Annotated in this window: 19 protein-coding genes and 1 pseudogene; 15 read left to right on the forward strand and 5 right to left on the reverse strand. The window is 73.1% G+C overall.

Annotated elements, in window-relative coordinates:
- Positions 1-115: 115 nt before the first annotated feature.
- Entirely contained in the window at positions 116-1852 is a 1737-nt protein-coding gene (locus tag ACIQR3_RS19005; RefSeq protein WP_403540171.1) for a subtype B tannase, read from the forward strand.
- 118 nt (positions 1853-1970) lie between these two features.
- Here ACIQR3_RS19005 and ACIQR3_RS19010 read toward each other — a convergent pair whose 3' ends face one another.
- The gene (locus ACIQR3_RS19010) at positions 1971-2993 is read right to left on the reverse strand and encodes an SMP-30/gluconolactonase/LRE family protein (protein WP_403540173.1); all 1023 of its coding nucleotides are present in this window, start codon (positions 2991-2993) and stop codon (positions 1971-1973) included.
- Between the two features lie 171 nt (positions 2994-3164).
- On the opposite strand from ACIQR3_RS19010, the gene ACIQR3_RS19015 reads away from it, so the two are divergent.
- The 6 genes and pseudogenes from ACIQR3_RS19015 to ACIQR3_RS19040 all read left to right on the forward strand — a co-directional run bounded on the left by ACIQR3_RS19015 (position 3165) and on the right by ACIQR3_RS19040 (position 10315).
- The gene (locus ACIQR3_RS19015) at positions 3165-4985 is read left to right on the forward strand and encodes a flavin-containing monooxygenase (RefSeq protein ID WP_403540176.1); all 1821 of its coding nucleotides are present in this window, start codon (positions 3165-3167) and stop codon (positions 4983-4985) included.
- 69 nt (positions 4986-5054) lie between these two features.
- The gene (locus ACIQR3_RS19020) at positions 5055-6209 is read left to right on the forward strand and encodes a histidine kinase (protein ID WP_403540178.1); all 1155 of its coding nucleotides are present in this window, start codon (positions 5055-5057) and stop codon (positions 6207-6209) included.
- The gene (locus ACIQR3_RS19025; protein WP_403540181.1) at positions 6197-6853 is read left to right on the forward strand and encodes a LuxR C-terminal-related transcriptional regulator; all 657 of its coding nucleotides are present in this window, start codon (positions 6197-6199) and stop codon (positions 6851-6853) included. Before ACIQR3_RS19020 ends, ACIQR3_RS19025 begins: the two co-directional genes overlap by 13 nt.
- A 187-nt stretch (positions 6854-7040) precedes the next feature.
- Positions 7041-9260: an MMPL family transporter gene (locus ACIQR3_RS19030; protein WP_403540183.1), complete on the forward strand. Its 2220-nt coding sequence runs from the start codon at positions 7041-7043 to the stop codon at positions 9258-9260.
- Between the two features lie 381 nt (positions 9261-9641).
- Positions 9642-9842, forward strand: a pseudogene (locus ACIQR3_RS19035) (hypothetical protein); the annotation flags it as partial.
- Positions 9843-9964: 122 nt separating this feature from the next.
- On the forward strand, positions 9965-10315 hold the full coding sequence (locus ACIQR3_RS19040; protein ID WP_403540556.1) for an iron chelate uptake ABC transporter family permease subunit: 351 nt from the start codon (positions 9965-9967) through the stop codon (positions 10313-10315).
- 18 nt (positions 10316-10333) lie between these two features.
- Here the strand turns inward: ACIQR3_RS19040 and ACIQR3_RS19045 are convergent, their stop codons facing one another.
- From ACIQR3_RS19045 to ACIQR3_RS19055, 3 genes are read right to left on the reverse strand one after another with little or no spacing between them, the layout of a single operon-like run.
- A complete protein-coding gene (locus tag ACIQR3_RS19045) occupies positions 10334-11356 on the reverse strand; it encodes a TolB family protein (protein WP_403540186.1) in 1023 nt (340 codons plus the stop codon).
- Between the two features lie 43 nt (positions 11357-11399).
- Positions 11400-12758, reverse strand: coding sequence for an MFS transporter (locus tag ACIQR3_RS19050; protein ID WP_403540189.1), 1359 nt, complete (start codon positions 12756-12758; stop codon positions 11400-11402).
- A gap of 25 nt (positions 12759-12783) precedes the next feature.
- On the reverse strand, positions 12784-13692 hold the full coding sequence (locus ACIQR3_RS19055) for a glycosyltransferase (protein WP_403540191.1): 909 nt from the start codon (positions 13690-13692) through the stop codon (positions 12784-12786).
- Positions 13693-14040: 348 nt separating this feature from the next.
- Between ACIQR3_RS19055 and ACIQR3_RS19060 the strand changes: the two genes are divergently transcribed.
- The 8 genes from ACIQR3_RS19060 (at position 14041) to ACIQR3_RS19095 (ending at position 25386) form a co-directional block, all read left to right on the forward strand.
- A complete protein-coding gene (locus ACIQR3_RS19060; RefSeq protein WP_403540193.1) occupies positions 14041-15480 on the forward strand; it encodes a sugar transferase in 1440 nt (479 codons plus the stop codon).
- Between the two features lie 196 nt (positions 15481-15676).
- Positions 15677-16726: a Gfo/Idh/MocA family protein gene (locus ACIQR3_RS19065; protein ID WP_403540196.1), complete on the forward strand. Its 1050-nt coding sequence runs from the start codon at positions 15677-15679 to the stop codon at positions 16724-16726.
- 34 nt (positions 16727-16760) lie between these two features.
- A complete protein-coding gene (locus tag ACIQR3_RS19070; protein ID WP_403540199.1) occupies positions 16761-17735 on the forward strand; it encodes an SDR family NAD(P)-dependent oxidoreductase in 975 nt (324 codons plus the stop codon).
- Complete coding sequence (locus ACIQR3_RS19075; protein ID WP_403540202.1) at positions 17732-18874, forward strand: DegT/DnrJ/EryC1/StrS family aminotransferase; 1143 nt, start codon at positions 17732-17734, stop codon at positions 18872-18874. The genes ACIQR3_RS19070 and ACIQR3_RS19075 overlap by 4 nt, the downstream gene beginning before the upstream one ends.
- Positions 18871-19578, forward strand: a complete 708-nt coding sequence (locus tag ACIQR3_RS19080; RefSeq protein ID WP_403540203.1) for an acetyltransferase — start codon at positions 18871-18873, stop codon at positions 19576-19578. The genes ACIQR3_RS19075 and ACIQR3_RS19080 overlap by 4 nt, the downstream gene beginning before the upstream one ends.
- Positions 19575-20693 carry a DegT/DnrJ/EryC1/StrS family aminotransferase gene (locus tag ACIQR3_RS19085; RefSeq protein WP_403540205.1) on the forward strand — a complete coding sequence of 373 codons (1119 nt, stop codon included), beginning with the start codon at positions 19575-19577 and terminating at the stop codon, positions 20691-20693. Before ACIQR3_RS19080 ends, ACIQR3_RS19085 begins: the two co-directional genes overlap by 4 nt.
- Before the next feature lie 23 nt (positions 20694-20716).
- Entirely contained in the window at positions 20717-24325 is a 3609-nt protein-coding gene (locus ACIQR3_RS19090) for a DUF4082 domain-containing protein (RefSeq protein WP_403540208.1), read from the forward strand.
- A 14-nt stretch (positions 24326-24339) separates the two neighbouring features.
- Positions 24340-25386, forward strand: coding sequence for a glycosyltransferase family 2 protein (locus ACIQR3_RS19095; RefSeq protein WP_403540210.1), 1047 nt, complete (start codon positions 24340-24342; stop codon positions 25384-25386).
- A gap of 29 nt (positions 25387-25415) precedes the next feature.
- On the opposite strand, the gene ACIQR3_RS19100 is transcribed toward ACIQR3_RS19095, so the two are convergent.
- Entirely contained in the window at positions 25416-26081 is a 666-nt protein-coding gene (locus tag ACIQR3_RS19100) for a hypothetical protein (RefSeq protein WP_403540213.1), read from the reverse strand.
- Between the last annotated feature and the right edge of the window lie 54 nt (positions 26082-26135).

Here is a 26135-nt window from a genome sequence, read left to right on the forward strand (position 1 = left end):
GAGGTATCGGCGAGGCACTCGGTGCTCGATGAGGGGAGACTCCATGCAGCCGCACTCCGTGTCCACCGGACGCGAGGCACTCACCCACCCGAGAGGGCCGCGGCAAGGACGCCCGGTGGCCCGCACCCGTCTCCTGAGAGGCGTGGCGCTCGCGGGCGCGTTCGCGCTCACGGCCGCCGTGGCGCCGGCCTCCGTCGCGGCGGCCGCCACCGGCGCGTCCGCCGCGCGGCACCACGGCCACGCCGCTGACCCCCAGGACGCCGCGCTGGACTTCGACTCCGCCGCCTACACCACGATCACCGTCACGGTCGACGGCCGGCCGATGAACGTGCGCTGGTACAAGGAGATCTGTTACGTCGCCGACCCGGTCGCGGCGGCGGCCCAGCAGCCCGGCGGTCCCGGTGGCGGCGGCACCACGATCCCCAACACCGGCTGCGGCTACCAGAGCATGAACGTCTTCGTCCCCGAGAGCGCCTTCGAGGACCAGCGGGCCCCGGTCTACTTCGCCGTCAACAACAGTGGCTGGAAGGCGAGTTACGTCCGCGCCAGCGTCACCGCCGGCACCTCGTACAACAGCTCGACCAGCAACGTCGGCGCCGCCCTGAAGGCCGGTTACGTCTTCGTCGACGTCGCCAACCGCAGCCGCGGACTGGTCGGGGCCGACGGCTCGGCCCCCGGCAAGGCCCCCGCGGCGGTGGTCGACGCCAAAGCCGCCGTGCGCTACCTGCGCCTCAACGACGCCGCGATGCCCGGCAGCGCGGAGCGGATCGTCATCAACGGCACCAGCGGCGGTGGGGCGCTGGTGTCGATCCTGGGCGCCTCCGGCAACAGTGCCGAGTACGCCCCCTACCTCGCCGCGATCGGCGCCGCCGGTATCGACGCCAAGGGCCGCAGCACCCTGCGCGACGACGTGTTCGCCGTCAACGCGTACTGCCCGATCACGGACCTCGGCAACGCCGACATCGCCTACGAGTGGCTGTACAACGCCCTCGGTACCCGCGACGCCACCGGCTCCAACGCCTCGCCCGAGGCGGCCACGGAGCTGGCGGCCCGGTTCGCGGCGTACGAGAAGAGCCTCGGGCTGCGCAACCCGGACGGCTCCCGGCTCACCGCCGCGACCATGCTCGACACCATCGAGAAGGAGGTCGTCCGCTCCGCCGAGACCTACCTGAAGGCTGACCCCGCCCACACCATCCCGCCGCTGGGCGGCACCTTCGAGATCACGTCCGGCGCCCCCGGCGGCTCACCCACCACGAAGTCGTACGTCAACGACTGGATCGACGTCGACGACACCACCGGCACGGTGCGCTCCGTCGACATGGAGAAGTACCTCTCCTTCGTCGCCACCCAGGCCACGCTCAAGACGACCCCCGCCTTCGACGCCGTCGGCGTCGACGGGAACACCACCAGCGGCACCGAGACCGACCTCTTCGGCCCGCCGACGCGGAAGTACATGAACTACACCGAGTACAGCTGGAACCACAACGACGTCGCCGGCGACGGCAGCGGCCTCGACGACACCGGCCTCACCTGGGACCAGTACACCGCCGGGAAGAGCACCGCCGTCGACGACCAGGTCCACCTCCTGAACCCGATGGACTTCGTCGGTACCAGCGCCGACACCGCGCCGAACTGGTACGTGCGTCACGGCACCCGGGACCGGGACACCGCGTTCACCGTCTCGGTCAACCTCGACCGCGCGCTCGCCTCCGACCGGCAGGTCGAGAACCTGGACTACCTGCTCGCCTGGAACCAGCCGCACGCGGGCAACTACGACGTGCCCGAGGCCATGGCCTGGATCGCCGGCGTCGTCCGTGCGGCCGGTGACCCGCTGTCCTCCAGCCACCGCTGACGGTCCGGGTGCGGGGTGCGACCGCCGGGGACCGGTGCCGCGACGCCGTACAGCGTCGCGGCACGGCGGACAACGGCCCGGCGCGGCGGGGCGATCGGCCGGGGAGCGGGCGGTGGCATCAGCCGCCGTTGGACTGCCGGACGCCTTCCGCGAGCGCGTCGAAGGTGTACAGGTAACCGCCGTCCGGCCCGCTGACGGTCATGTACGCCTTCCGTCCGCCGGGGACGATGGCGACGTTGGTCGCCGACTCCAGGCCTTCGGCGGCGCGGGCCGGCACCTCCACGGTCGCCAGGCGGTCGCCGTTCTCGCTGTAGACCGCCATCGCCGGCCGGCCGTGCAGCCCCTGGTAGAGGTTGCCGTCCGCGTCCACCGCGATCGAGTCGGTCTGGGCGACCCCGCCGTCGACCCGGACGGCGGTGTGACGCGACGCCACCGCGCCCTCGCCGTCGAGGAGCAGGTACGAGATGCGGTTCTGGGTCAGTTCGCTGAACCACAGCCCGCGGTGGTCCGCGTCGAAGGAGATGCCGTTCGGGGCGGCCAGGCCGTCGGCGAGGACGGTGGCGTCCTTCCCCGCGCGGTCGATCCGCACCACGCGGCCCTTCGCCTCCCCCTCGGACATGCCGCGTGAGTCGCTGACGTACAGGTTGCCCTCCTGGTCGAAGGCGAGGTCGTCGGGGTTCATCCGCGCGCCGTCGACCTCGCCGGAGAAGAACGTCCGCGGATCACCGCCGTCCGGCGCCAGGCTCACGATGTCGCCGTGCGCGAAGTCGGTGAGGTAGATCCGGCCGTCGTACGGGCTGAACTGGGCCGAGGTGTAGGCGCCGTGGTCGTCGGTGTACACCGGCTCCGAGGTCTTTTTCCGGACGTCGACGCGCAGCACCTTCGGCTCGCCGGCCGGCGCGGTGACGTCGACGACGAGCAGCTTCCCGTCCTCGTCGAAGACCGGGCCCTCCAGCAAGGTCATCCCGGTCTGCTGGTGCGTCTGCGTCAGCCGCATGACCTGCTGCGCGCGGAGGGTGCGGTCCGTCCCGGCGCCGCCCGGGTCCGCCGCGGCCCCGCTCGTCTGCGTACCGCAGCCCGTGAGGGTCAGTACACCGGCCGCGGTGAGACCGGCGAGAGACCGGATCGGAAACCGTCGCATGCGAATCACTCTTCCTGTCCGAAAGTATGCGGAAGCAGCCACAAGCCCACCGGACAACACTGTCCGGTTGTTGTTACGGTAGTGCATGGCTGCTCAAGTCATGCGACGCCGTGCCCAGTTCATGGGTGGGTCGACTCTTCGGCAGCGAACCGGAAGGAATGAGGCCCCCACATGGAACAGTCACCCGCCCTCTCCGGCGAGGCACTCGCCGCACTGCGGGAGCGGTACCGGCTCGAACGGGAGCGGCGTGTGCGCCCCGACGGCGTACGCCAGTACCTCGGCGCCGACGCGGAGTTCGGTTACTACGCCGCCGACCCGTACGCGGGGGAGCCCGCCGAGCGCGAGCCGGTGCGGGACCGGGTGGACGTCGCGGTCGTCGGCGGCGGCTTCGGCGGCATCCTCGCCGGTGCGCGACTGCGCCAGAAGGGCGTGCGACGGGTCCGTGTCATCGAGAAGGGCGGTGACTTCGGCGGGACCTGGTACTGGAACCGGTACCCCGGCATCCACTGCGACATCGAGGCGCACGTGTACCTGCCGATGCTCGACGAGACCGGCTACGTACCCGAGTGGAAGTACGCGCCCGGTGAGGAGATCCGCCGGCACGCGGTGCGGATCGCCGAGAAGTCCGACCTCTACGCCGACGCGCTGTTCTCCACCGCCGTCACCTCACTGACCTGGGACGACACCTCCGAGACATGGGTCGTCACCACCGACCGGGGCGACGAGTTCCGGGCCACGTACGTCGTCACGGCCACCGGCACCCTCTCCGAGCTGAAGCTGCCCGGCATCCCCGGCATCGAGACGTACCGGGGCCACACCTTCCACACGTCGCGCTGGGACTACGGCTACACCGGCGGCACCCCGGACGGCGGACTCACCGGCCTCGCGGACAAGCGCGTGGGCGTGGTCGGCACCGGCGCCACCGGTGTCCAGGTCGTCCCGAAGCTCGCCGAGGACGCCGGACACCTCTACGTCTTCCAGCGCACCCCCTCCACCGTGGACGTGCGCGCCAACCGCCGCACCACCGCCCGGGACGTCGGCGCCGACCGCCCGGGCTGGGCGACCGAGCGCCGGGACAACTTCCTCAGGATCGTCTCCGGCGAACAGGCCGACCGGGACCTGGTGGCGGACCGCTGGACGTCGTCGGCCGGCCTGCTGGAGAAGCTCGTGCCGAGCTTCCGCCGCCAGGGCGACCGGGAGGTGTTCGAAGCGGCCTACGAGGCCGTGGACGCCGCCAAGATGAACGAGATCCGCGCCCGGGTCGACGAGACGGTCACCGACCCGGAGACGGCGGAGAAGCTCAAGCCCTGGTACCGGTACGCGTGCAAGCGCCCGACCTTCTCCGACCTGTACCTCCAGGCGTTCAACCGGGACAACGTCACCCTCGTCGACACCGCCGACACCCACGGCATCGAGCGGATGACCGAGCGCGGTGTGGTCGTCGGCGACACCGAGTACGAGCTGGACTGCCTGATCTTCGCCACCGGATTCTCCGTCGGCGTCTCCGGCGTCCACTCGGGCCGGCTGCCCGTCACCGGCCGCGGCGGCGTCCGGCTCCAGGACGCCTGGCGCGCCCACGGCCCGCGTACCCTGCACGGCTTCACCAGCAACGGGTTCCCCAACCTGATCCAGCTCGGCGGCACGCAGAGCGCCAGCAGCGTCAACTACACCCACGTCCTGGACGAACACGCCGTCCACGCCGCCGCGTTGATCTCCGCGGCCGAGGCCAGGGGCGCCGTCGTCGAACCGTCCCGTGAGGCCGAGGATGCCTGGCTCGCCGTGTGCGCCCAGGACGCCCCCGACCACTCGTGGTTCCACGCCGAGTGCACCCCCGGCTACTACAACGCCGAGGGGCGCGGCCGGCCGAACGGCCCGACCGCCTACCCGCACGGCGCGGCCGCCTTCCACGACCTGCTCAGGCGCTGGCGGGACGAGTCCGTGGACGAGGCGCTCCGCGCCAGAACCGCCACGCGGGACGACCGGAAGGTGTAGCCGGCCGCACCCCGCACGGGGGAGCGGACTCTCCCGCCCGATGTGCCCCGTCCGCCTAAGGTGAGCGGCATGGGGAAAGCGATCGTGCGGGCCGCGCGAGCCACCGTCCACCTGTGCAGGTCGATGGCGCTGGTCTTCACCATGTGCCTGTTCACCGGCGTGTTCTGCGTCGCCGTGGCCGGGACGCTGATCGGCGCGGGCGTCTGGCTGATCCCCGAGACGGTGCTCCTGATCCGCCGTCTCGCCGGCGCGAAACGGTATCTGACCGGCCTGTGGACGGGCGACGAGGTCGCCCAGGCCTACCAGCCGATCACCGGCCCGCTCCGGCAGCGCCTGCGCGCCGCGCTGCGCGACCCCGGCACCCGCTCCGACCTGATCTGGGCGGCGGCCTTCTACGTCTACGGCTGGACGGGCCTGCTGGCCCTCCCGCTGTGGCCGCTCGGCCTGGTCGTCGACGGAGTCTGGTGCGGCCTGCTGCGACGGCACCCGGTCGTCCTGCCGCTGATCAGCCGGCTCGCGGACCTGGAGTCCGCCTGGTCGACGGCCCTGCTCAAGCCCTCCCCGCAGACACGACTGGCGGCCCGGGTCGACGAACTCACCCACACCCGAGCGGGTGCCGTCGCCGCGCACGCGGCGGAACTGCGCCGCATCGAACGCGATCTGCACGACGGCACACAGGCGCACCTGGTGTCCCTGTCCATGCGGCTGGGACTCGCCCTGCGCGCCTACGACAGCGCCCCCGTGACGGCACGTGAACTCCTCGTCGAGGCGCGGGACCAGGCAGAGCGGACCTTGACCGAACTGCGCCACGTGGTACGCACCATCCACCCTCCGATCCTGTCGGACCGGGGCCTGGCCGGGGCGGTCCGGGCCCTGGCGGCCGGCAGCGGACTCGACGTGTCCGTCGACATCGAGGGCCTGGCCGACGACGGCCCCCGCGCACCCGCCGCGGTGGAGGCGGCCGCGTACTTCGCCGTGGCCGAGGCCCTGACCAACGCCGCCAGGCACAGCGGCGCGTCCCGCGCCCGCGTCCGCCTGGCGCGCGTGCGCACCGGCCTGCGGCTGACCGTACGGGACGAAGGCGCGGGCGGCGCGGACGAGACCAGCGGCACCGGACTGCTCGGCATTCGCCGCCGGGTGGCCGCGCTGGACGGTACGGTGACGGTGAGCAGTCCTTCCGGAGGACCGACCGTCGTTGCCGTGGAGCTGCCGTGCGTGTGGTGATCGCCGAAGACAACGCACTGCTGCGCGAAGGGCTCGTCCTCCTGCTCACGTCCTGCGGACACGAGGTCGCCGCCGTCGCCGCCACCGGCCCGGAGATCCTGCCCGCCCTGCTGGAACACCGGCCGGACGCCGCCGTGCTCGACGTACGCATGCCGCCCGCCTTCCGCGACGAGGGACTGCGCGCGGCACTCGCCGCCCGCGAACACCTCCCGGACCTGCCCGTACTGGTGCTCTCCCAGTACGTCGAGGAGTCCTACGCCGCCGAGTTGCTGAGCGGCGGCGGCAGCGGTGTCGGCTACCTGCTCAAGGACCGCGTCGCACGCGTCGACGAGTTCCTCGACGCGCTGGAGCGGGTCGCCGCCGGCGGCACGGCCCTGGACCCCGAGGTCGTCACCGAGCTGCTGACCCGCCGCCGTGACTCGCCGCTGGACTCGCTGACACCGCGCGAACGCGAGGTGCTGGAGCTGATGGCGGAGGGACACGACAACGGCACCATCGCCAAGACCCTGGTGGTGACGGAACGTTCGGTGAGCAAGCACATCGGCAACGTCTTCCTCAAGCTCGGCCTGCCGCCCAGCGACGGCGGGCACCGCAGGGTGCTCGCGGTCCTGACGTATCTGAAGGACCCGCGCTCGGCCGGGTGACCTGCCCGGTGGTGTAGGCCGCTGCACCACCGGTCCGGGAGAGCGCTCCCTCGTCGCGGCGCTCGCCGGACGGGATCGTGGAGAGCACACCAGGACACGCCGCCCCGGCGTCCGCCACGACGGACGCCGGGCCCTGCCCTGTCCTGTCCCGTGCTCCGTTCCGCTGATGTGGAGGTGTCCTTCCGCCATGGCAACTCTCCTGTACCGCACCGGCCGTTGGGCCTTCCGGTGGCGCCGGCTCGTCACGTTCCTGTGGCTGGCCGTCCTGGCCGGCACCGGATTCGCCGCCGCCCAGGCACCGGCCCCTCCCGACGACGGTTTCGCCCTGCCGGGCCTGGAGTCGCAGCGGGCGTACGACCTGATGGACGAGCGCTTCCCGGACTCGGGCGCCCACGGCGCGAGCGCCCGGCTCGTCTTCGTCGCACCCGGCGGGGAGAAGGTCACCGCCGCGCGGCACAAGGCGGCCATCGAGAAGCTGGTCGACGCAGCCGGCGACGGCTCGCAAGTGGTCCGAGCCGTCGACCCGTTCCGGGCCCGGGCCGTCAGCGCGGACGGCTCCACCGCGTACTCCACCGTGACCTTCGAGGCGGAGGCCGCGGACCTGACCGAGGCGAGCAGGGAACACCTGGAGCGGGCCGTCGCCCGGGCCCAGGACACCGGCCTGACCGTCGAGACCGGCGGTGACGCCCTGGCCACCCGGCCCGCGGAGGGCCGGTCGGCCGAGGCGGCCGGGCTCCTGGTGGCCTCGGTGGTCCTGCTGGTCACCTTCGGTTCCATGGCCGCGGCGGGACTGCCGCTGCTCACCGCGGTCGTCGGTGTCGGCATCGGCATGACCGGCGTCACCGCCCTCGGCACCACCTTCGGCCTCTCGCCGACCACCGGCACGCTCGCGTCCATGCTCGGACTGGCCTGCGGCATCGACTACGCGCTGTTCGTCGTCTCCCGCTACCGCGAGGAGCGCGGCAGGGGACACACCCCGCGGGAGGCCGCCGCACTCGCCACCGGCACCGCCGGATCGGCCGTGCTCTTCGCCGGTCTGACCGTGGTCATCGCCCTCGCCGGGCTGACCGTGGCGGGCATCCCGATGCTCACCAAGATGGGCCTCACCGCCGCGGGGGCGGTCGTCGTCGCCGTCCTGATCTGCCTCACCCTGGTGCCGGCCCTGCTGGGCTTCTGGCCCGACGCGGTCCTCGCCCGCCGGACACGGAGGAAGGCGAAGGGAGCGAAGGGCACCGAACGCGACCACGGCGGCACGGGGGACGACCGCGGCAGCCGCTGGGCCCGCCTCGTGGTGCGCCGCCCCCTTCCCGTGCTGCTGCTGGGCGTGGTCGGCCTGGGCGCGCTGGCCGTCCCGGCGGCCGGCCTGCGGCTGGGCATGCCCGGGGCCGAGGCCAAGCCCACGTCCACCACCGAACGCCGCGCCTACGACGCCCTGGCCGAGGGCTTCGGCCCCGGCTTCAACGGCCCGCTCTCCGTCGTGGTGGACACCAAGGGCACCGACGACCCCGAAGCCGCCGTGCGGACGATCTCCCGGAGGATCGCCGCCACCGACGGGATCGTGTCCGTCTCCCCGGCCCGGTTCAACGAGGCCCGCGACGCGGCCGTCGTCACCGCCGTCCCGTCCACCGCTCCCACCGACACGGCCACGATCGACCTGGTGAAGACCCTCCGCGACGACCGCCCGGCCGTGGCGGAGCGGGCGGGCGCCACGTACCGGATCACCGGCAGCACCGCGGTGAACATCGACTTCGCGGAGAAGTGCCGGTCGGCGCTGGTGCCTTACCTGACCGTCGTGGTGGGCCTGGCCGTCGTGCTCCTGCTGCTGGTCTTCCGGTCCCTCCTCGTCCCGCTCAAGGCGGCACTGGGCTATCTGCTCTCCGTCCTGGCCGCGCTGGGCGCCGTGGTCATGGTCTTCCAGCACGGGTACGGCGCCGAACTGATCGGCCTGGAACAGACCGGTCCCATCATGAGCATGATGCCGATCTTCCTGGTGGGCATCGTCTTCGGACTGGCCATGGACTACGAGGTGTTCCTGGTCTCCCGGATCCGCGAGGCGTACGTCCACGGGGAGCGGCCCGGCCAGGCCGTCGTGTCCGGCTTCCGCTCCAGCTCCCGGGTGGTCGTCGCCGCCGCGCTGATCATGACCGCGGTGTTCTCGGGCTTCATCGGCTCGGCCGAGTCCATGATCAAGGTGATCGGCTTCGGCCTCGCCGTCGCGATCCTCTTCGACGCCTTCGTCGTCCGCATGGCCGTCGTGCCCGCGGTGCTCGCCCTGCTGGGCGACCGGGCGTGGCGGCTGCCGCGCCGGCTGGAGCGGCTCCTGCCCGACCTCGACGTGGAGGGCGGGCGGCTCACCCGGGAGCACCCCACCGCGGTGCCGTCGCCCGACCTGACACGCATAAGGTGAGACGGACGCCGCCACGGTCCTGGCCGGGTCCGGTCCGGACGCACCGTCAAGGTGGACGGCGACCCCTGGTACCTCAACGCCGGACCGGCCGCCGCGGCCGTCCTCAGCCTCGCCGTCGGCACCCGCGCCGTGCCGCCGGCCGCGGTGCTCGACGCCCTGCTGCGCGACACGACGTCACCCGACGCCCTCGGCGTACGGTCACTGCGGCTGCCCCGCACCGAAGCGGGACTGACGGCCGGTGCGGCCGGTGTCGTCATCGCCGTCTCCCTCGGTCTCGCACACGGCTTCGCCGGCTACGTCTGGTACGCCTTCGCCGGTGCGGTCGCCCCCGCGTGCCTGGTGTACGCCATCGCGGCGCGCGGCCGGGGCCGGGCGTCGCCGGTGAAACTGGCCAGGTGGGCGCCCTCAGCGGGCGCGACGCCGACAGCGTCGTACGGATGCTGCCGTTCCTGGCGGCGGGACTGGTACGGGTGCTGCTGTGCGCGGGGGCTGGACGCGCTGGCCCTGGGCGACGAGACCGCGCGGGCCCTGGGGCACCGGGTGCGTCTGGTACGGGGGACCGCCGCACTCGGGGCGGCCCTGCTGACCGCCGCCGCGGTGGCCGCGGCGGGCCCGGTCGCCTTCGTGGGCCTGGCCGTTCCCCACCTCGTCCGACGCCTCACCCGCAACGCCCCGCACCGTGCGCTGCTGCCCCTGTCCGCCCGATGGGCCTGCGCCAGGACAGCGCCGCCGCGCTCGGCGTACGGGTGGAGCGTACGGCTCGGCCTGACGGTGCTCGGGGCCGCCCTCGCGGCCACGGCGACCGGTGCGGCGGGCCCGATCGCCTTCGTGGTCCTCACCGCCCCCCCCAGCTCGCCCGCCGGCTCGTGCGCACCCCGTACCTCCCGTACCTCCCGCTGCTCACGAGCGCGCTGTCCGGAGCGGTCGTCCTGGTCGTCGCCGACCTGGCCGCCCGGATGCTGGTGCCGCCCCTGGAGATCCCGGTCGGCGCGCTGACCGCACTGGTCGGCGGACCGTACCTGCTGTGGCTGCTCGGCCGCAGGGCGGGCGGTTGACGGCCCTTGGGCGGGTGTCTACAGCGGGGCGGGGGACGAGGCCCCGGTGATCAGCCGCCGGGGGCTGCCCGTACCGTCCGCCGGCACGCTCCACAGGTCGCTGCCGCCGACCTCGCCGTCGGCGGGCAGGGCATAGGCGAGGGTCTCGTCGTCCAGCCAGGTGGCCTGGTCGTCGACGCTGTGGCGTTCGGCGAGCGGTGTCTCGCGCAGGGTGCGCAGATCGAGGACGTACTCGCGCCACAGGTCGGTACGGGACAGCACCCGCTTCTTGAAGGCGACCCGGGTCCCGTCGGGGGAGAGGGAGGGGCACTCCACGTTCTCGGTCAGGGTGGTGACCGACTGTCCGGAGATCGAACCGCGCACGAGGTACGTCTTGCCGGCGGTGTTGAGGGTGGCGTAGAAGGTGTCGTCGTCGGCCGCGAAGGTGACGCCCCAGAAGTTGACGTCCGCGGCGCGGTACGCCTTGCCGTCCAGCGTGATGGCGAACGTCTCCAGGCTCGGGATCAGCCGCCCGGTACGGGTGTCCAGGACCGAGGTCCGGGTGGAGAAGAACGTGGACGCGTAGGACTCGCCGGAGACGAAGACGGTCCAGGCGGCGAAGCGGCCGCTGGGCGACACCCGGGCCCGGCTGGGCGTGCCCGCCAGCGCGAACGTCCGCTGGGTGCGCAGCCGCGAGTCGAGCAGCAGGGCGCGGTTGCTCTGCTTGAGCACACCGGGATCCGACTGGAGGCAGACGCCGGTGCCGGCCGCCGCGTAGAAGCGCACGCACTCCAGGTCCGAGGCGGTCCGCTCGCCCCCGGGGGCCGCGGACGGCACCGAGGCGACCGCCGCGCGGTGCGGGCCGGCGGTCTGGTTGACGAACGCCAGCCGGTCCTTCTGCCCGAGGGTCACCGTGCCGGCGCGCACGGCGGGGTCGCCCGACCGCGGCTGGCCCGCGCGGTCCGCGCGGTCGGCGGCGCGCAGCACCATGCCGGTCGCCGTGCCCGCGAGCACCAGGACCGCCGCGACGAGTACGAACAGGCGGCGGCGCAGGGATGTCATCGGTGTCGGTGTCCTTCTCGCGTCTCGGGTGTCGCGGTGGTGGTCATCGGAGCCGGCGGGCGGGCCGCAGTACCAGGCCGGTGACGGCCGCGCAGCACAGCAGGCCTGCCGCCGAGCCGGCCAGCGCCGGACCGTCGCCCCACGCCGTCCAGGCGGCGCCGAAGCCGAGCGAGCAGCAGAACCGGGCCAGGGCCTGGCTGGTGCCGACGATGGCGAGGCCGCTGGCGCGCAGGCGCTCGGGCACGATCCCGGCCAGCGCGGCCGGAAGCACCCCGTCGGTGGCCGCGTAGAACGCGCCGTGCAGGGAGAGGACGAGCGGGACGAGCAGCCCGGTGTCCGGGGCCCACAGCAGCAGGGCGTAGGCGGTGAGCAGGCCCAGGTGCCCGGCGAGGAACACGCGGTGGCGGCCGATCCGGTCGGCCAGCGCGCCCATGGGCACGGCGAGCAGCAGGAACACCACGGCGGTGCCCAGCGGCAGCAGGGTGAACCACTCCTCGCCGACGCCCGCGCGCCGTTGCAGGAGGAGGTAGACGAACGCGTCGCTGACGGTGGTCAGGCCGAGCAGCGCGGCACAGCCGGCGAGGGCCCGGAGGCGCGGCAGGCGCAGCAGCGCCAGTGCCTCGCGGACCCGGACGGGGGGCCGGGTGGCGCCGACGGCCGGCGCGTTCGGGCCTGCGGCCGCGCCTGCCCCCTCGGGAGCGCTGGTCCCGGACGCCTCACCGGCCCCGCTGGTCCCCCGTGTCGCCCCCTCAGCACCGGCCCCCGTACCCGCACCTCGCCCGGGCACGAACAGCACCAGTACGAGCACCCCGAGCACGGCCACGCACGCGCTCACCCCGAACACGGCGTCGTAGCCGTCGGCCGCCGCGCTCAGGATGAGGAACGCGGCCAGCGGGCCGAGCATCGCGCCGGTGGTGTCCATCGCCCGGTGCACACCGAACGCCCGGCCCTGGTGCGCGACCGGCGTGGACAGGGAGATCATCGCGTCGCGCGGCGCGGTGCGCAGGCCCTTGCCGGTGCGCTCCAGCGCCAGCACCGTGCCGAGCGTGCCGATGCTGCCGGCGAGCAGGAGCAGCGGCTTGCACAGCGCGGACAGCCCGTATCCGAGGCCCGCGAGGAGTTTGTGGTTCCGTATGCGGTCGGCGAGGTGGCCGCCGGTGAGCTGGACCAGCGCGCTGACGCCGTTGTAGACGCCGTCGAGGGTGCCGAACGCCAGGGGGCTGAAGCCGAGCGTGGTGACCAGGTAGAGCGGGAGGACGGCGGTGACCATCTCCGAGGAGACGTCGGTGATCAGGCTGACCGTGCCGAGGACGAGGACGACCGGCGCGACCCGGGGCCGGGGGCCGCGTCTTCGGCCCGGCCCGGTGTCCGCCGGCGGGGCGGAACGGTCGGTGAGGTACATGTGCGTGACTCCCGGTGCGGTGGGCTCAGTCCTGCCGGCTGCTGTCGTCCCGCAGCCAGGTGCCGAAGTCCTGGGCCCGGATGGCCTTCCGGGCCCTGCGGCGGGCGACGACGGCCGCCGCGACGAAGACGGCGACGTTCACGAGGAGCTTCGGCTCCGCCCGGACGAGGGCCCGCAGATCGGAGACACCGGTGCGCGCCGAGGCGTCCCGCGGCCCCCGCCCCTGCTCGACCTGGGCGGTGGACACCGCCGCCCGCACCCGCCGTTTCATCAAGTCCGCCCAGGTGCGCGGCGGTTGGACCACCACCTCGGCCGCGTCGACCACCAGCCGCTCGCGGGGAGTGAACGCCAGGGACGCCGCCAGGTCGTCCGCCATCAGCGGGGGCAGTGCGGCGACGCGGGCGTGCCCGGCCTCGGAGACCGCGATGACACCCCGGCCGAACAGCCCCTCGCGCACGGCCGGCAGACGTTGCCACACCCGGTAGTAGGCCCGTACCGGCCAGGCGCAGGAGGCCAGCGGGATCCGCCGCTCGGGAGCGGTGGCCAGGACGCCGGACCCGTCGTCGGCCAGGGGCTCGGTCAGGGCCCGCACCCCGGCGCGCGTGATCACGACGTCGGCGTCCACGTAGACCCGGGGGAAGCCGAGGGCGTGGTCGTCGCCGGCACGCAGGGCGGCGTGTTTGGAGGGGACGGGGATCTCCACGACCCGGACGCGGGGGCCGCGTCGGGCGGCGATCCGCGCGGTGTCGTCGGTGCAGCCGTTGCACACCACCACGATGTCGGTCTCGTCGTCGGTGAAGCCCTCGGCGGAGTCCTCGGTGGAGTTGTCGGCGGAGTTGTCGGCGGCGCTCCGGGCAGAGTCGGCCAGCAGTGAATCGAGGAGCCGGCCGATCACACGCGCCTCGTTGTGTGCCGGGATCACGATGCTCGTCACCTGGGCAGTATGCCGTCGGTGTCACCCTTGTGAGGCATGTTTCGTCCAACTGTTCCCGTGGCTGTGTTCCATGGTCTAGATTGACGTCCGCCGGGTCGGTGATGAGGGAGGGGAACGTGTCGCTGAGGGCATGGCGGGCACGACCATGAACTCCGGTCCGGTGGCAGAGCAGTGACCAACGAGCAGGCGCTATGAAGCGGTTGGGGAACCGCTGACGGCTTTTCGAACGTCCGGTGCCGCCGTGTGAGGAGACACGTCGGCGCCGATTCAGCCCTGGCTGCGGACCAGTGACCGTACAACCCGTGTGTGCGCGGTCGGGGACAGTTGCGCGTGTGGTGGTGGGGGGCCATGACCATTGAGGTCACGCACGAGCCGGTGGATGTGGAACGTGGGCGTCCGCGGGCTCGCCGAAGACCCTGGGACCGGAAGTACCGGACGGTCCTGCTGATCGCGGACGCGCTGGCGGCCGTCGTCGCGGCGTTGTCGGTCCACGGAGCGTACGGCCGGTGGGCGGTGGCCCTGGTGCTGCCGCCGGCCTGGATCGCGATCATGCTCGCTCACCGTTCCTACGACCGCAGTGCCCTGGGGCTGGGTACCGAGGAGTACCGGCGGGTGTTGCGCGGCGCCGTGGCGCTCCCGGCCCTGTCCGCGGCCGTCTACTGGCTGTTCACCCGCGATGCGGACCTTCTTCATGACATGATCATGTCCGCCGTGCCGGTCGCCGTGCTCGGAACGGCCGCCCGGTACGCGCTGCGCCGCCGGCTGCACCGGCGCTGGGCACGGGACCGGGGCCGCCGCCAGGCCCTGCTGGTCGGGCCGGCGCGCGACATCCTGGAGCTGGTCACCGTGCTGCGGCGCGGGGGCGTCCAGGAGCTGCGGGTCGCCGGGGTCTGCCTGAGCGACCCGGAGAACGCCACGGAGATCCGCAGAACGGGACTGCCCGTGCTCGGCGGTGTCGACGACATGAACGACGCGGTCGGCGCCCTGGGCATCGGCACCGTGGTGGTGCTCCCCACGCCCGGTCTGCACGCCTCCGTACTGCGCCGGATGTCCTGGACGGCGGCCGCGCGGGGTGTCGACTTCCTGCTGGCCCCCATGATCTCCGACATCTCGGCGGCACGGCTGGCGGTCCGTCCCATGGGCGGAGTACCGCTGGTGCGGATCCAGGCGCCCAACCTCTCGCGGGCCGCCCGGCTGCCCAAGGAACTGCTGGACCGTTCCCTCGCCGCCGTGCTCCTGCTGCTGCTGGCGCTGCCCATGCTGGCCGTCGCCCTCGTGGTCCGTCTGGACAGTCCCGGGCCGGCGTTCTTCCGCCAGCAGCGCGTGGGCCGCTACGGCGACCACTTCACGATGCTCAAGTTCCGCACCATGCGGCCGGATTCGGAGGCCCTGCGGGCGGAGCTGCGCCATCTCAACCAGAACAGCGACGGGCTGCTGTTCAAGGTGAAGCGGGACCCGCGCGTCACCCGCGTCGGCTCGTTCCTGCGCCGCAGCTCCCTCGACGAACTCCCGCAACTGCTCAACGTCGTACGGGGTCACATGTCGCTGGTCGGCCCCCGGCCCTCGCTGCCGGAAGAGGTCGAGGAGTACTCGCCGGACATCAAACGCAGGCTGCTCGTCAAACCGGGCCTCACCGGACTGTGGCAGGTCAGCGGCCGTTCCGACCTGCCCTGGGAGGAGGCCGTCCGGCTCGACCTCGGCTACGTGGACAACTGGTCGATGAGCCTCGACCTGTCGATCCTGCTGCGGACCGGGTCCGCGGTGGTGCGGGGGACGGGGGCCTACTGATGGACGAGGGGCCCGGGAGAGGACGAGGGCCTGCTGATGAACGGGGGCCCGCGGACGGATCGATGCCCGCGGACGGAAGGACGGAACAGAGCCCGTGGACCGGCCCGCGTCCGCGGACGGACCGGGAACCACGGATGGACCGGGCACTACCGACGGACCGGGGGGTCTGCTGATGGACCGAGGAAAGAAGACAGCCGTGCCACGGCAGCCGCTGGGGGTCGCCGTCGTCGGCGCCGGCTACTGGGGACCCAACCTCGTACGCAACTTCCAGGCCAGCGACCGCTTCCGGCTGCGCTGGCTGTGCGACCTCGACGTGGAGCGCGCCCGGCGCGTCCTCGGCGGCTACTCGACCGTCGAGGCCACCGCGGACTACGCGGCCGTCCTCGCCGACCCCGAGGTGGCCGCCGTGGCCGTCGCCACGCCCGCCGGCACCCACCTCGACATCGCCCTGGCCGCCCTGCGCGCCGGCAAGCACGTCCTCGTGGAGAAGCCCCTCGCCGCGACCTACGCCGACGGGACGCGCCTGGTGGCCGAGGCCGAGGAACGCGGCCTGGCCCTGATGTGCGACCACACCTACTGCTACACGCCCGCCGTGGGCCGCATCCGGGAGGCGGTCCAATCCGGCGAACTCGGCGAGATCCACTTCGTCGACTCGGTCCGCATCAACCTCGGCCTCGTCCAGAAGGACATCGACGTCCTGTGGGACCTCGCCCCGCACGACCTGTCGATCCTCGACTTCATCCTGCCCGACAACGTCGAGCCGGTCGCCGTCGCCGCCCACGGCGCCGACCCGATCGGTGCCGGACAGGCCTGCGTCGCCTACCTGACGCTCCAGCTCAACACCGGGGCCATCGCCCACGTGCACGTCAACTGGCTCTCGCCCACCAAGGTCCGCACCACCATGGTGGGCGGCGCCAAACGCACCCTCCTGTGGGACGACCTCAACCCCCTCCAGCGGGTGGCCATCTACGACCGGGGCGTCGACCTCGCCTCGCCCCAGGAGATCGGCGCGGACGAGCGGCGCGACATGCTCGTCTCCTACCGCTCCGGGGACATGATCGCGCCCGCCCTCACCGAGAAGGAGGCGCTGCGCTCCATGGTCGACGAGTTCGCCGACGCGATCCGCGACCGCCGGGCGCCGCTGACCGACGGCCGGGCGGGCCTGCGGGTACTGGACATCCTGGAGGCGGCGTCCCGGAGCCTGGAGTTCAAGGGCGCCGTCGTCGGCCTGCGCGCCGGACGCTGACCGGCCGTTCCACCACACTGAGAGGGCACCGCAGTTGAGCACCGTACGCGGCAAGAAGATCCTGGTCACCGGGGGAGCGGGCACCATCGGCTCGCACCTCGTCGACCTCCTGGCGGAGGGCGGCGCCCGCGAGATCGTGGTCCTGGACAACTTCGTCCGGGGCCGGCGGGCCAATCTCGCCACGGCCCTGACCAGCGGCGCCGTGGAGATCGTCGAGGGCGACGTCCGGGACGCCACCACCGTACGCAAGGCCACCGAGGGCGCCGACCTGGTGTTCCACCTCGCCGCCATCCGCATCACCCAGTGCGCGGAAGAACCCCGGCTGGCCAACGAGGTCCTGGTCGACGGCACCTTCAACGTCCTGGAGGCGGCGGCCGAGGCCGGCGTCTCCAAGGTCGTCGCCTCTTCCTCGGCCTCCGTCTACGGTATGGCCGAGACCTTCCCCACCACCGAACGCCACCACCCCTACAACAACGACACCTTCTACGGCGCCGCCAAGGCCTTCAACGAGGGCATGCTGCGCAGCTTCCACGCCATGTACGGCCTGGACTACGTCGCGCTGCGCTACTTCAACGTCTACGGCCCCCGGATGGACATCCACGGCCTCTACACCGAGGTCCTCATCCGCTGGATGGAACGGATCGCGGCGGGCGAGCCGCCGCTGATCCTCGGCGACGGCACCCAGACCATGGACTTCGTCGACGTCCGCGACATCGCCAGGGCCAACGTGCTGGCCGCCGAGTCGGACGTCACCGACGAGGTGTTCAACATCGCCAGCGGCACCGAGACCTCCCTCAAGGCGCTGGCCGAGGGCCTGCTGGAGGCGATGGGCGCCCAGGGCCTCGTTCCGGTGCACGGGCCCGCCCGCTCGGTGAACGGCGTGGAGCGGCGCCTCGCGGACACCTCGCGGGCCGCCGAACGGCTCGGGTTCACCGCCGGGATCGACCTCCGCACCGGCCTGAAGGACCTGGTCCAGTGGTGGCGCGCCGAGCGGGAGGCGGCCCAGTGAGCGGCACCGACCGCATCCCGGTGATGATCCCCTGGCTCGGCGAGGAGGAGGCCCGGGCCGCCTCCGAGGCCGTCCTGTCCGGGTGGGTCGCCCAGGGACCCAGGGTCGCGGCCTTCGAGCGGGCCTTCGCCGAGCGGGTGGGCGCCGAGCACGCCGTCGCGGTCAGCTCCTGCACCACCGCCCTGCACCTGTCCCTCGTCGTCCTCGGCATCGGACCGGGCGACGAGGTGGTGGTGCCCTCGCTGTCCTTCATCGCCACCGCCAACGCCGTGCGGTACACAGGCGCTCAGCCCGTGTTCGCCGACGTCGACCTCACCACCGGCAACCTCACCCCGGCCACCGTGGACGCGGTCCGCACCCCCCGTACGAAGGCGGTCCTCGCGGTCCACCAGGGCGGCGTACCGGCCGACGTACCCGCCCTGCGCGCCGCCTGCGCCGACTGGGACCTGCCCCTGGTGGAGGACGCGGCCTGCGCCATCGGCTCCACCGTCGGCGGCAAACCCGTCGGCCACGGCGCGCTGCTCGCCGCCTGGTCCTTCCACCCCCGCAAGCTGGTCACCACCGGCGAGGGCGGCATGGTCACCACCGACGACGCCGAGTGGGCGGCCCGGCTGCGCCGGCTGCGCGAGCACGGCATGAACGCCTCGGCGGCCGAACGCCACGCGAGCGGCCGGCCCGTACTGGAGAGCTACCTGGAGGTCGGCTTCAACTACCGGATGACCGACATCCAGGCCGCGGTCGGCCTCGTCCAGCTCGGCCGGCTCGACACCATGATCGCCCGCCGCCGCGAACTGGCCGCCCGCTACGACCAGTTGCTGCGCGACGTCCCCGGCCTGACCCCCGTACGCGACCCCGGGCACGGACAGGGCAACTTCCAGTCCTACTGGGTGCTCCTCGACGAGGACTTCCCCGGCGGCCGGGACGGCCTGCTCGGCGCGCTCGCCGACGCCGGCGTCTCCGCCCGGCGCGGCATCATGGCCGCCCACCTCGAACCCGCCTACGCCGGCCACCCGGCCGCCCCCCTGCCGGTCACCGAACGGATCAGCCGCGACTCGCTGATCCTGCCGCTGTTCCACACCATGACCCAGGCCCAGCAGGACCGGGTCGTGGCGGTACTGCGCGAACGGGCGCCGGCATGACCACCCCACTGGTGATCGTCGGCGCCGGGGGATTCGCCCGGGAGACCGCCCAGGCGGTGCTGGCCGCGGGCGCGTTCGAACTGCTCGGACACCTCGACGACGACCCGGCCCTGCACGGCACCGAGACGGACGGCGTGCCCGTCCTCGGCGGCTGCGACCTCGTCCACGGCCTGCCCGAGGCCCGGGTGGTGATCTGCGTGGGCAACCCCCGCGACTACGCGGCCCGCGCCCGCCTGGTCCGCCGTCTCGGCCTGCCCGAGGAGCGCTACGCCACCGTCGTCCATCCGACGGCGGCGGTCTCCGCCACGTCGACGGTCGGGCCGGGCTCGGTCCTGCTCGCGCACTGCGCGCTGACCGCCGCGGTACGGGTGGGCGCGCACGTCGCGGTGATGCCGCAGGTGGTCCTCACCCACGACGACGTGGTCGAGGACTTCGCCACGCTCGCCTCCGGCGTGCGGCTCGGCGGCGGCGCACGCCTGGCGAGGGGCGCCTACGCGGGATCCGGCGCCCTGGTCAGGGAAGGCACGACGGTCGGCGCCTGGTCGCTGATCGGCATGGGGAGCAGCGTGCTCGGTGACGTGCCGCCGGGCGAGGTCTGGGTGGGGAGCCCGGCCCGGCGGCTGCGCGCCGCGCCGGCGCCCGCGCTCGCCGAAGCCGCACTCGACACACCGACCGAGCACGCACAGGGGGGACCTGTCAGATGAACCGGATACCGCTGGTGGACCTCAAGGCGGCCCACGAGGAGGTCGCCGACGAGGTACGGGCCGGATTCGACCGCGTCCTCGCGCACACCGCGTTCGTCGGCGGCGAGGAGGTCCGCCTCTTCGAGCGCGAGTACGCCGGCTTCGGCGGCGTCGCGCACTGCGTGGGCGTCGCCAACGGCACCGACGCCCTCGAACTGGCCCTGCGCGCCGTCGGCGTGGGCCCGGGCGACGAGGTCGTGGTGCCCGCCAACACCTTCATCGCCACGGCCGGCGCGGTGGCCCGCGCCGGAGCCCGCCCGGTCCTCGCGGACTGCCTGCCCGACAGTCACCTCCTCGACCCCGAGGCGGCGCTCGCGGCGGTCGGCCCGGCCACCCGCGCGGTCGTCCCCGTCCACCTGTACGGGCAGCTGGCCGACGTCACCGCGCTGGCGGACCGGCTGCCCGCGCACGTCCGGATCGTCGAGGACGCCGCGCAGTGCCAGGGCGCGGCCCGCGACGGCCGCACCCCGGGCAGCGGCCACATCGCCGCCACCAGCTTCTACCCGGGCAAGAACCTGGGCGCCTACGGCGACGCGGGCGCCGTCCTCACCGACGACGCGGAGACCGCCGGCCTGGTGCGCGCCCTCGCCAACCACGGCGGCGTCGCCAAGTACCGCCACGACGTCCCCGGCTTCAACAGCCGCCTCGACGGTCTCCAGGCCGTCGTCCTGCGCGCCAAACTGGCCCGCCTCGCCGACGGCAACACGGCCCGCCGCACCGCCGCCGCCCGCTACGGCACCCTCCTCGCCGGCCTCGCGGCGGCCGGCCGGGTCGTCCTCCCCGTGACGGAACCCGGCAACACCCACGTATGGCACCTCTACGTCGTGCAGATCACCGGCGCCGACCGCGACGACGTCGTCGGCAAGCTGAACGCCGAGGGCATCGGCGCCGGGGTGCACTATCCCACCCCGGTCCACCTCACCCCGGCCTACCGCCACCTCGGCCACGCCCGCGGCGACTTCCCGAACGCCGAGCGGGCGGCGGACCGGATCCTGTCCCTGCCGCTCTACCCGCAGATCACCCCCGACCAGCAGCAACGTGTCGTGGACGCGCTCGCCCACGCGCTCGACGGCTGACGCGGCACGGCTGAGAGGTGCACATGAACAGATGGAGCAGACGGGTCCGGGGCGTCCGCCTCGCCGTCGTGGCGGCACTGATCTGGGCGGTGCTCCCGCAGGCCGGGGCCGCGCAGGCGGCCGACGACCCGTGCGGCACGGACTCGAACCCGGTCGTGTGCGAGAACTCCAAGGCGGGCACCCCGAAGTCCGAGTGGTTCGCGCCCAACGCCTACGGCGACATCAAGGGCTTCTCCACCAAGGAGAGCGTGCGGGCCGGTGACACCGTCCAGTTCAAGATCCAGTCGCCGGTCCCGTACCAGGTGCAGATCTACCGCCTGGGCTGGTACGGCGGCGACGGCGCCCGGCTGATCTCGACCGAGGCCGAGGCGTCGGCCGTCCACCCGGCCAACTACACCACCGAGCCCGCCGACTGCACCACCAAGAGCGCCACCGGCCTGGTCGACTGCGGCAACTGGCCGGTGAACGTGACCTGGACCGTGCCCGACGACGCCGTCTCCGGCCTGTACATCGCCAACCTCGCGCAGACCGACGGCGACGGCCTGATGCCGTACCCGTTCGTCGTCCGCGACGACGGCTCCACCTCCGACATCGTCGTGCAGACCAGCGACCAGACCTGGCAGGCGTACAACGACTACGGCGGCCAGGACCTCTACGGCGGCGCCGGACCCGCGCCCGACGGGCGGGCCTACGAGGTCAGCTACAACCGGCCGCTGGACATCGGCGGCGACAACGGCATCTACGGCTCCGAGTTCATGATGCTGGCGTGGCTGGAACGCAACGGCTACGACGTCAGTTACCTGTCCGGCGTGGACGTGTCCGTCAACGGCGACACCCTGCTCAAGAAGCACCGGGTGTACCTGTCCTCCGGCCACGACGAGTACTGGACGCAGAGCCAGTACACCAACGTCCTGGACGCCCGCAAGGCCGGTGTCCAGCAGGGCTTCTTCAGCGGCAACGAGGTGTTCTGGCAGACCCGGCTCACCCCGAGCATCGACGGCACCGGCACCGACAACCGCACCCTGGTCTGCTACAAGATGACCAAGATGGCCCAGAACAACGGCATCGCCGACCCCAGCGGCACCTGGACCGGCACCTGGATGGACCCGGCCAGCACCCGCTACGGCCAGGAGTACCAGCCGCCGAACATCCTCACCGGCTCCATGTTCACGGTGAACGGCTACCGGGCCGACGCCATCACCGTCCCCGGCTCGTACGGCAAGAACCGCATCTGGCGCGGCACCTCGGTCGCGGACCTCGCCGCCGGCCAGACCGCCACCTTCCCCACCGGCACCCTCGGCTACGAGTGGGACAGCGACATCGACAACAGCACCCGCCCCGCCGGCGCGATCAACCTGTCGTCGACGACCGTGGACATCGACGACGGCAAACTCCGTCTGGACTGGGGCAACACGTACGGCAACGGCACGGCCACCCACAGCCTCGTCGCGTTCCGCGACCAGGACTCCGGGGCCCTGGTGTTCGGCGCCGGGACCGTGCAGTGGTCGTGGGGGCTGACCGACGTACCCACGTACCACCCCGAGGACACGGTGGTGACCGAGGACGCCCGGATGCAGCAGGCGACCGTGAACGTCCTCGCCGACATGGGCGTCCAGCCGCTGACCCTCCAGAGCGACCTGGTCACCGCCACGGCCTCCACCGACACCACCGGCCCGGCCGTCACCGTGGCCGCCCCCGTCGCCGGGGCCACCGTCCCGGCGCTGAAGCCGGTCACCGTCAAGGGCACCGCCACCGACTCCGGCGGCGGTGTGGTGGCCCGCGTGGAGGTCTCCACCGACGACGGGGAGACCTGGCAGGCCGCCACCGGACTGACGTCCTGGACCTACAGCTGGACCCCGACCACGCCGGGGCCCGCGACCCTCAAGGTCCGCGCCGTCGACGACAGCGTCAACATCGGCACCGTCACCACCATCCCGGTGACCGTCGGCCCCCAGACCTGCCCCTGCACCGTCTGGCCGGCCTCGGCCGTACCCGGCACCGTCAACGCGGGCGACGGCAGCGCGGTCGAGCTGGGCGTGAAGTTCCGCACCACCACCGCCGGCTCGGTCACCGCCGTCCGCTTCTACAAGTCGCCCGCCAACACCGGCACCCACACCGGCAGCCTGTGGACCGCCTCCGGCACCCGCCTGGCCACCGGCACCTTCACGGGCGAGACGGCCTCCGGCTGGCAGCAGCTCAACTTCGCCACCCCGGTCACCGTCAAGGCCGACACCACGTATGTCGCCTCCTACTTCGCACCCGACGGCGGATACTCCTACGACGCCGGCTACTTCACCGGCCAGGACGCCGGCCTGGCGCCGCTGACCGCCCCGAAATCGGGCACCTACGGCGGCAACGGCGTCTACCGGTACACCTCCGCCAGCGCCTTCCCGTCCACCCAGTCCGACGGCAGCAACTACTGGGTCGACGTGGTGCTGGACACCTCGACGGCCACCACCGTCCCGCCCACCGTCGCCTCCACCTCCCCGACCTCCGGGGCGACCGACACCTCGATCACCGCCTCGGTGTCGGCCGTGCTCAGCGCGTCCGTCGACCCCGACGACCTGACGTTCACCGTGCGGGACCCGAGCGGCGCCGCGGTCCCGGGGACGGTGACCGTGCCCGCCGCGGACAAGGTGACCTTCACCCCGTCGAGCCAGCTCTCCCTGCACACCACCTACACCGCCTCCGTACGGGCCTCCGACGTCTGGGGCAACTCCATGACGGAGCCGGTGACCTGGTCGTTCACCACCAGCTCCACCCCGCCCCCGGTCACCTGCCCCTGCACCCTGTGGGGCCCCTCCGCGACGCCGGCCATCACCGACATGACCTCCGACACCAACTCCGTCGAGCTGGGCACCCGGTTCACCTCGTCGGCCGACGGCTGGATCACCGGCGTCACCTTCTACAAGGGCGCCGGCAACACGGGCACCCACACCGGCAGCCTCTGGTCCGACGACGGCACGCTGCTCGCCGCCGGCACCTTCACGGGCGAGACGGTCTCCGGCTGGCAGACACTGGTCTTCGCCACCCCCGTCAAGGTCACCGCCGGCACCGCGTACGTCGCCTCGTACCATGCGCCGAACGGCCGGTACGCGGTGGACGGCGGCTACTTCGCCTCCGCCCACCAGTCCTATCCGCTGACCGCCACCGCCGACACCGCGGCCCACCCCAACGGGCTCTACAAGTACGGCTCCGACCCGGCCTTCCCCACCGCCTCCCACGGCTCCGCCACCTACTGGGTGGGCCCCGTCTTCACCGCCGACGACCCGAGCGCCTCGATCGCGGCGGAGGGCTCCGCGGAGCCGACCGCGTCCACGGTGACGTACACCGCCGACGCGGTGGACCCGCTCACGGTGACCGTGCCGGACGACGCGCGACCGTCGTCCGTCCGGGCCACCCTGGACGTCCTGTCCGGCGCCGACGACGAGGCCGCCGCCGAGCAGCTCGGCGTCCGGCCCGTCACCCACTACGACCGGGCCACCGGCAAGGCGTCCGTCCACCTGACCGCGCCCCTGCCGGACGGCACCCGGTTCCGGATCACGCTCACGGCCGTGGACGACGACCGTCGGACGGTCGGCTCCCGGAGCTGGACCCTGACCGCCGACTCCGTCCGCCGCCCGAAGAACTGATTGGCTTCCCCACGATGAGCAGCGTCAGTGTTGTCATTCCCTGCTACAAGTACGGCCACTTCCTCGCCGACTGCGTGAGCAGCGTCCTCGACGAGCAGGACGGCGTCGACGTCCGGGTGCTCATCATCGACGACGCCTCGCCCGACGACTCGGCGGAGACGGCGCGGAAGCTGGCCGCCGCCGACCCGCGGATCGAGGTCCGGGTCCACGAGACCAACAAGGGCCACATCGCCACCTACAACGAGGGCCTCCTGGAGTGGGCCGACGGCGACTACGTGGCCCTGCTGTCCGCCGACGACCGGCTGGTGCCGGGCGCCCTGGTCCGCGCCGCGGCCCTGCTCGACGCCCACCCGGAGGCCGGGTTCGCCTACGGGCGGCCCCTGCGCTTCCGGCACGGCGGGCCGCTGCCGAAGGCCCGCACCCACAGCACCGGTTCGGTCGTCTACCCCGGGCGGTGGTGGCTGGAGCGCCGGTTCCGCGAGGGCACCGGCTGCATCACCTCGCCCGAGGTCGTCGTCCGCACCAGCCTCCAGCGGACGGTCGGCGGCTACGACCCGGCGCTGCCGCACGCCGGCGACATCGAGATGTGGATGCGGCTCGCCGCCCACGCCGATGTCGGCTACGTACGCGGCGCCGACCAGGCCTTCTACCGGGTCCACGGCGACAACATGTCCACCACCGACTTCGGCGGCCAGCTCGACGACCTGCGTCAGCGGCTGGTCGCCTTCGACTCGGTGCTCGCCAAGTGCGGAGACCGGCTGCCGCACGCCGACCGCCTCGCCGACCAGGTGCACACCCGCCTCGCCCGCTTCGCCCTGCGCCGCGCCTACCGGGCCTACGACCGGGGACGCACCGGCGTCGTACCGGTCGACGAGTGCGTGGCCTTCGCCGAGCAGTGCCTGCCGGGCTACCGGGCGCTGCCCGAGTACCGCGCGCTGCGGCTGCGCCGGCGGATCGGCCCGGCGGTGATGCCGTACCTCCAGCCGCTGGTGTGGTCGGCCGTGGCCGAACGCGGCCGGGAGCGGCTGTGGTGGGAGTCGTGGAAGCGGCGCGGCATCTGATGAAGCGGCAGACCCATCCGGTACGCGTCTCAGGGGGCCGTGGCCACCGGAGCGGCGTGCGGGCGGCGGCCGTGCGCGGCGGCCGGCCGGCGGCCCGCCGGCAGGCGGTCCAGCCACAGCGCGCCGAGCACCCCGCCGGCCGTACCGAGCAGGACCGTGCCCGCCAGGCCGCGGACCCTGTCACCCTGGACCGGGGCGGCGCTCGGGGACGTCAGCACGGACGGGGTGATCCGCGCCCCGGCCGGAACGCCCTGCGCGGTCTGGAGCCGTTCGACATGGGCGGCGTACACGTCGATGACGCGCCGCACCGTCGCCACCGCGGTGTCCCGGTCCGACGCCTGCGACTGCACCTGCAGGGACGGGATCAGATACTGGGGCATCGCGCTGGTGCCGCTGTTGCGCGGCACCAGCTGGTAGTCCCCCCGGACGCCCGCCGCCCGCAACTCGTCCTGCCCGGACGGGGAGCGCAGCTGCCGGACGACCGCGTAGGAGACCGCGGCGAGCGGCGGCTGGAGATTGGTGAGCTGGTTGGGCTGGTTCCGGGTCACCGGCGGCTTGAGCACGACCACCGCGGACCCCGTGTACCGGGGCTCGGGGCGGACCACCTGGTAGGCCCCGGCGGCCGTCAGCAGCAGCGCCACCACCACGACGTACCAGCGGCGCAGCAGCGCGTCGGCGACGTTCCCAGGCGACATCACGCGTTCCTTCCGTCCCTCCCGATACTGGCAGGGCGCGCCGGGCGACGCCAC

Origin of the sequence: Streptomyces sp. NPDC090994, from assembly GCF_044768905.1 — a bacterium.
Classification (GTDB): Bacteria; Actinomycetota; Actinomycetes; order Streptomycetales; family Streptomycetaceae; genus Streptomyces.

What these genes read in the sequence shown, in the direction of transcription:
- ACIQR3_RS19060 (WP_403540193.1), top strand. Translation starts at nt 14,041, where the DNA reads ATGACCATTGAGGTCACGCACGAGCCGGTGGATGTGGAACGTGGGCGT.
- ACIQR3_RS19080 (WP_403540203.1), top strand. Translation starts at nt 18,871, where the DNA reads ATGACCACCCCACTGGTGATCGTCGGCGCCGGGGGATTCGCCCGGGAG.
- ACIQR3_RS19010 (WP_403540173.1), bottom strand. Translation starts at nt 2,993, where the DNA reads ATGCGACGGTTTCCGATCCGGTCTCTCGCCGGTCTCACCGCGGCCGGT.
- ACIQR3_RS19095 (WP_403540210.1), top strand. Translation starts at nt 24,340, where the DNA reads ATGAGCAGCGTCAGTGTTGTCATTCCCTGCTACAAGTACGGCCACTTC.
- ACIQR3_RS19045 (WP_403540186.1), bottom strand. Translation starts at nt 11,356, where the DNA reads ATGACATCCCTGCGCCGCCGCCTGTTCGTACTCGTCGCGGCGGTCCTG.
- ACIQR3_RS19085 (WP_403540205.1), top strand. Translation starts at nt 19,575, where the DNA reads ATGAACCGGATACCGCTGGTGGACCTCAAGGCGGCCCACGAGGAGGTC.
- ACIQR3_RS19090 (WP_403540208.1), top strand. Translation starts at nt 20,717, where the DNA reads ATGAACAGATGGAGCAGACGGGTCCGGGGCGTCCGCCTCGCCGTCGTG.
- ACIQR3_RS19100 (WP_403540213.1), bottom strand. Translation starts at nt 26,081, where the DNA reads ATGTCGCCTGGGAACGTCGCCGACGCGCTGCTGCGCCGCTGGTACGTC.
- ACIQR3_RS19020 (WP_403540178.1), top strand. Translation starts at nt 5,055, where the DNA reads ATGGGGAAAGCGATCGTGCGGGCCGCGCGAGCCACCGTCCACCTGTGC.
- ACIQR3_RS19015 (WP_403540176.1), top strand. Translation starts at nt 3,165, where the DNA reads ATGGAACAGTCACCCGCCCTCTCCGGCGAGGCACTCGCCGCACTGCGG.
- ACIQR3_RS19050 (WP_403540189.1), bottom strand. Translation starts at nt 12,758, where the DNA reads ATGTACCTCACCGACCGTTCCGCCCCGCCGGCGGACACCGGGCCGGGC.
- ACIQR3_RS19040 (WP_403540556.1), top strand. Translation starts at nt 9,965, where the DNA reads ATGGGCCTGCGCCAGGACAGCGCCGCCGCGCTCGGCGTACGGGTGGAG.
- ACIQR3_RS19030 (WP_403540183.1), top strand. Translation starts at nt 7,041, where the DNA reads ATGGCAACTCTCCTGTACCGCACCGGCCGTTGGGCCTTCCGGTGGCGC.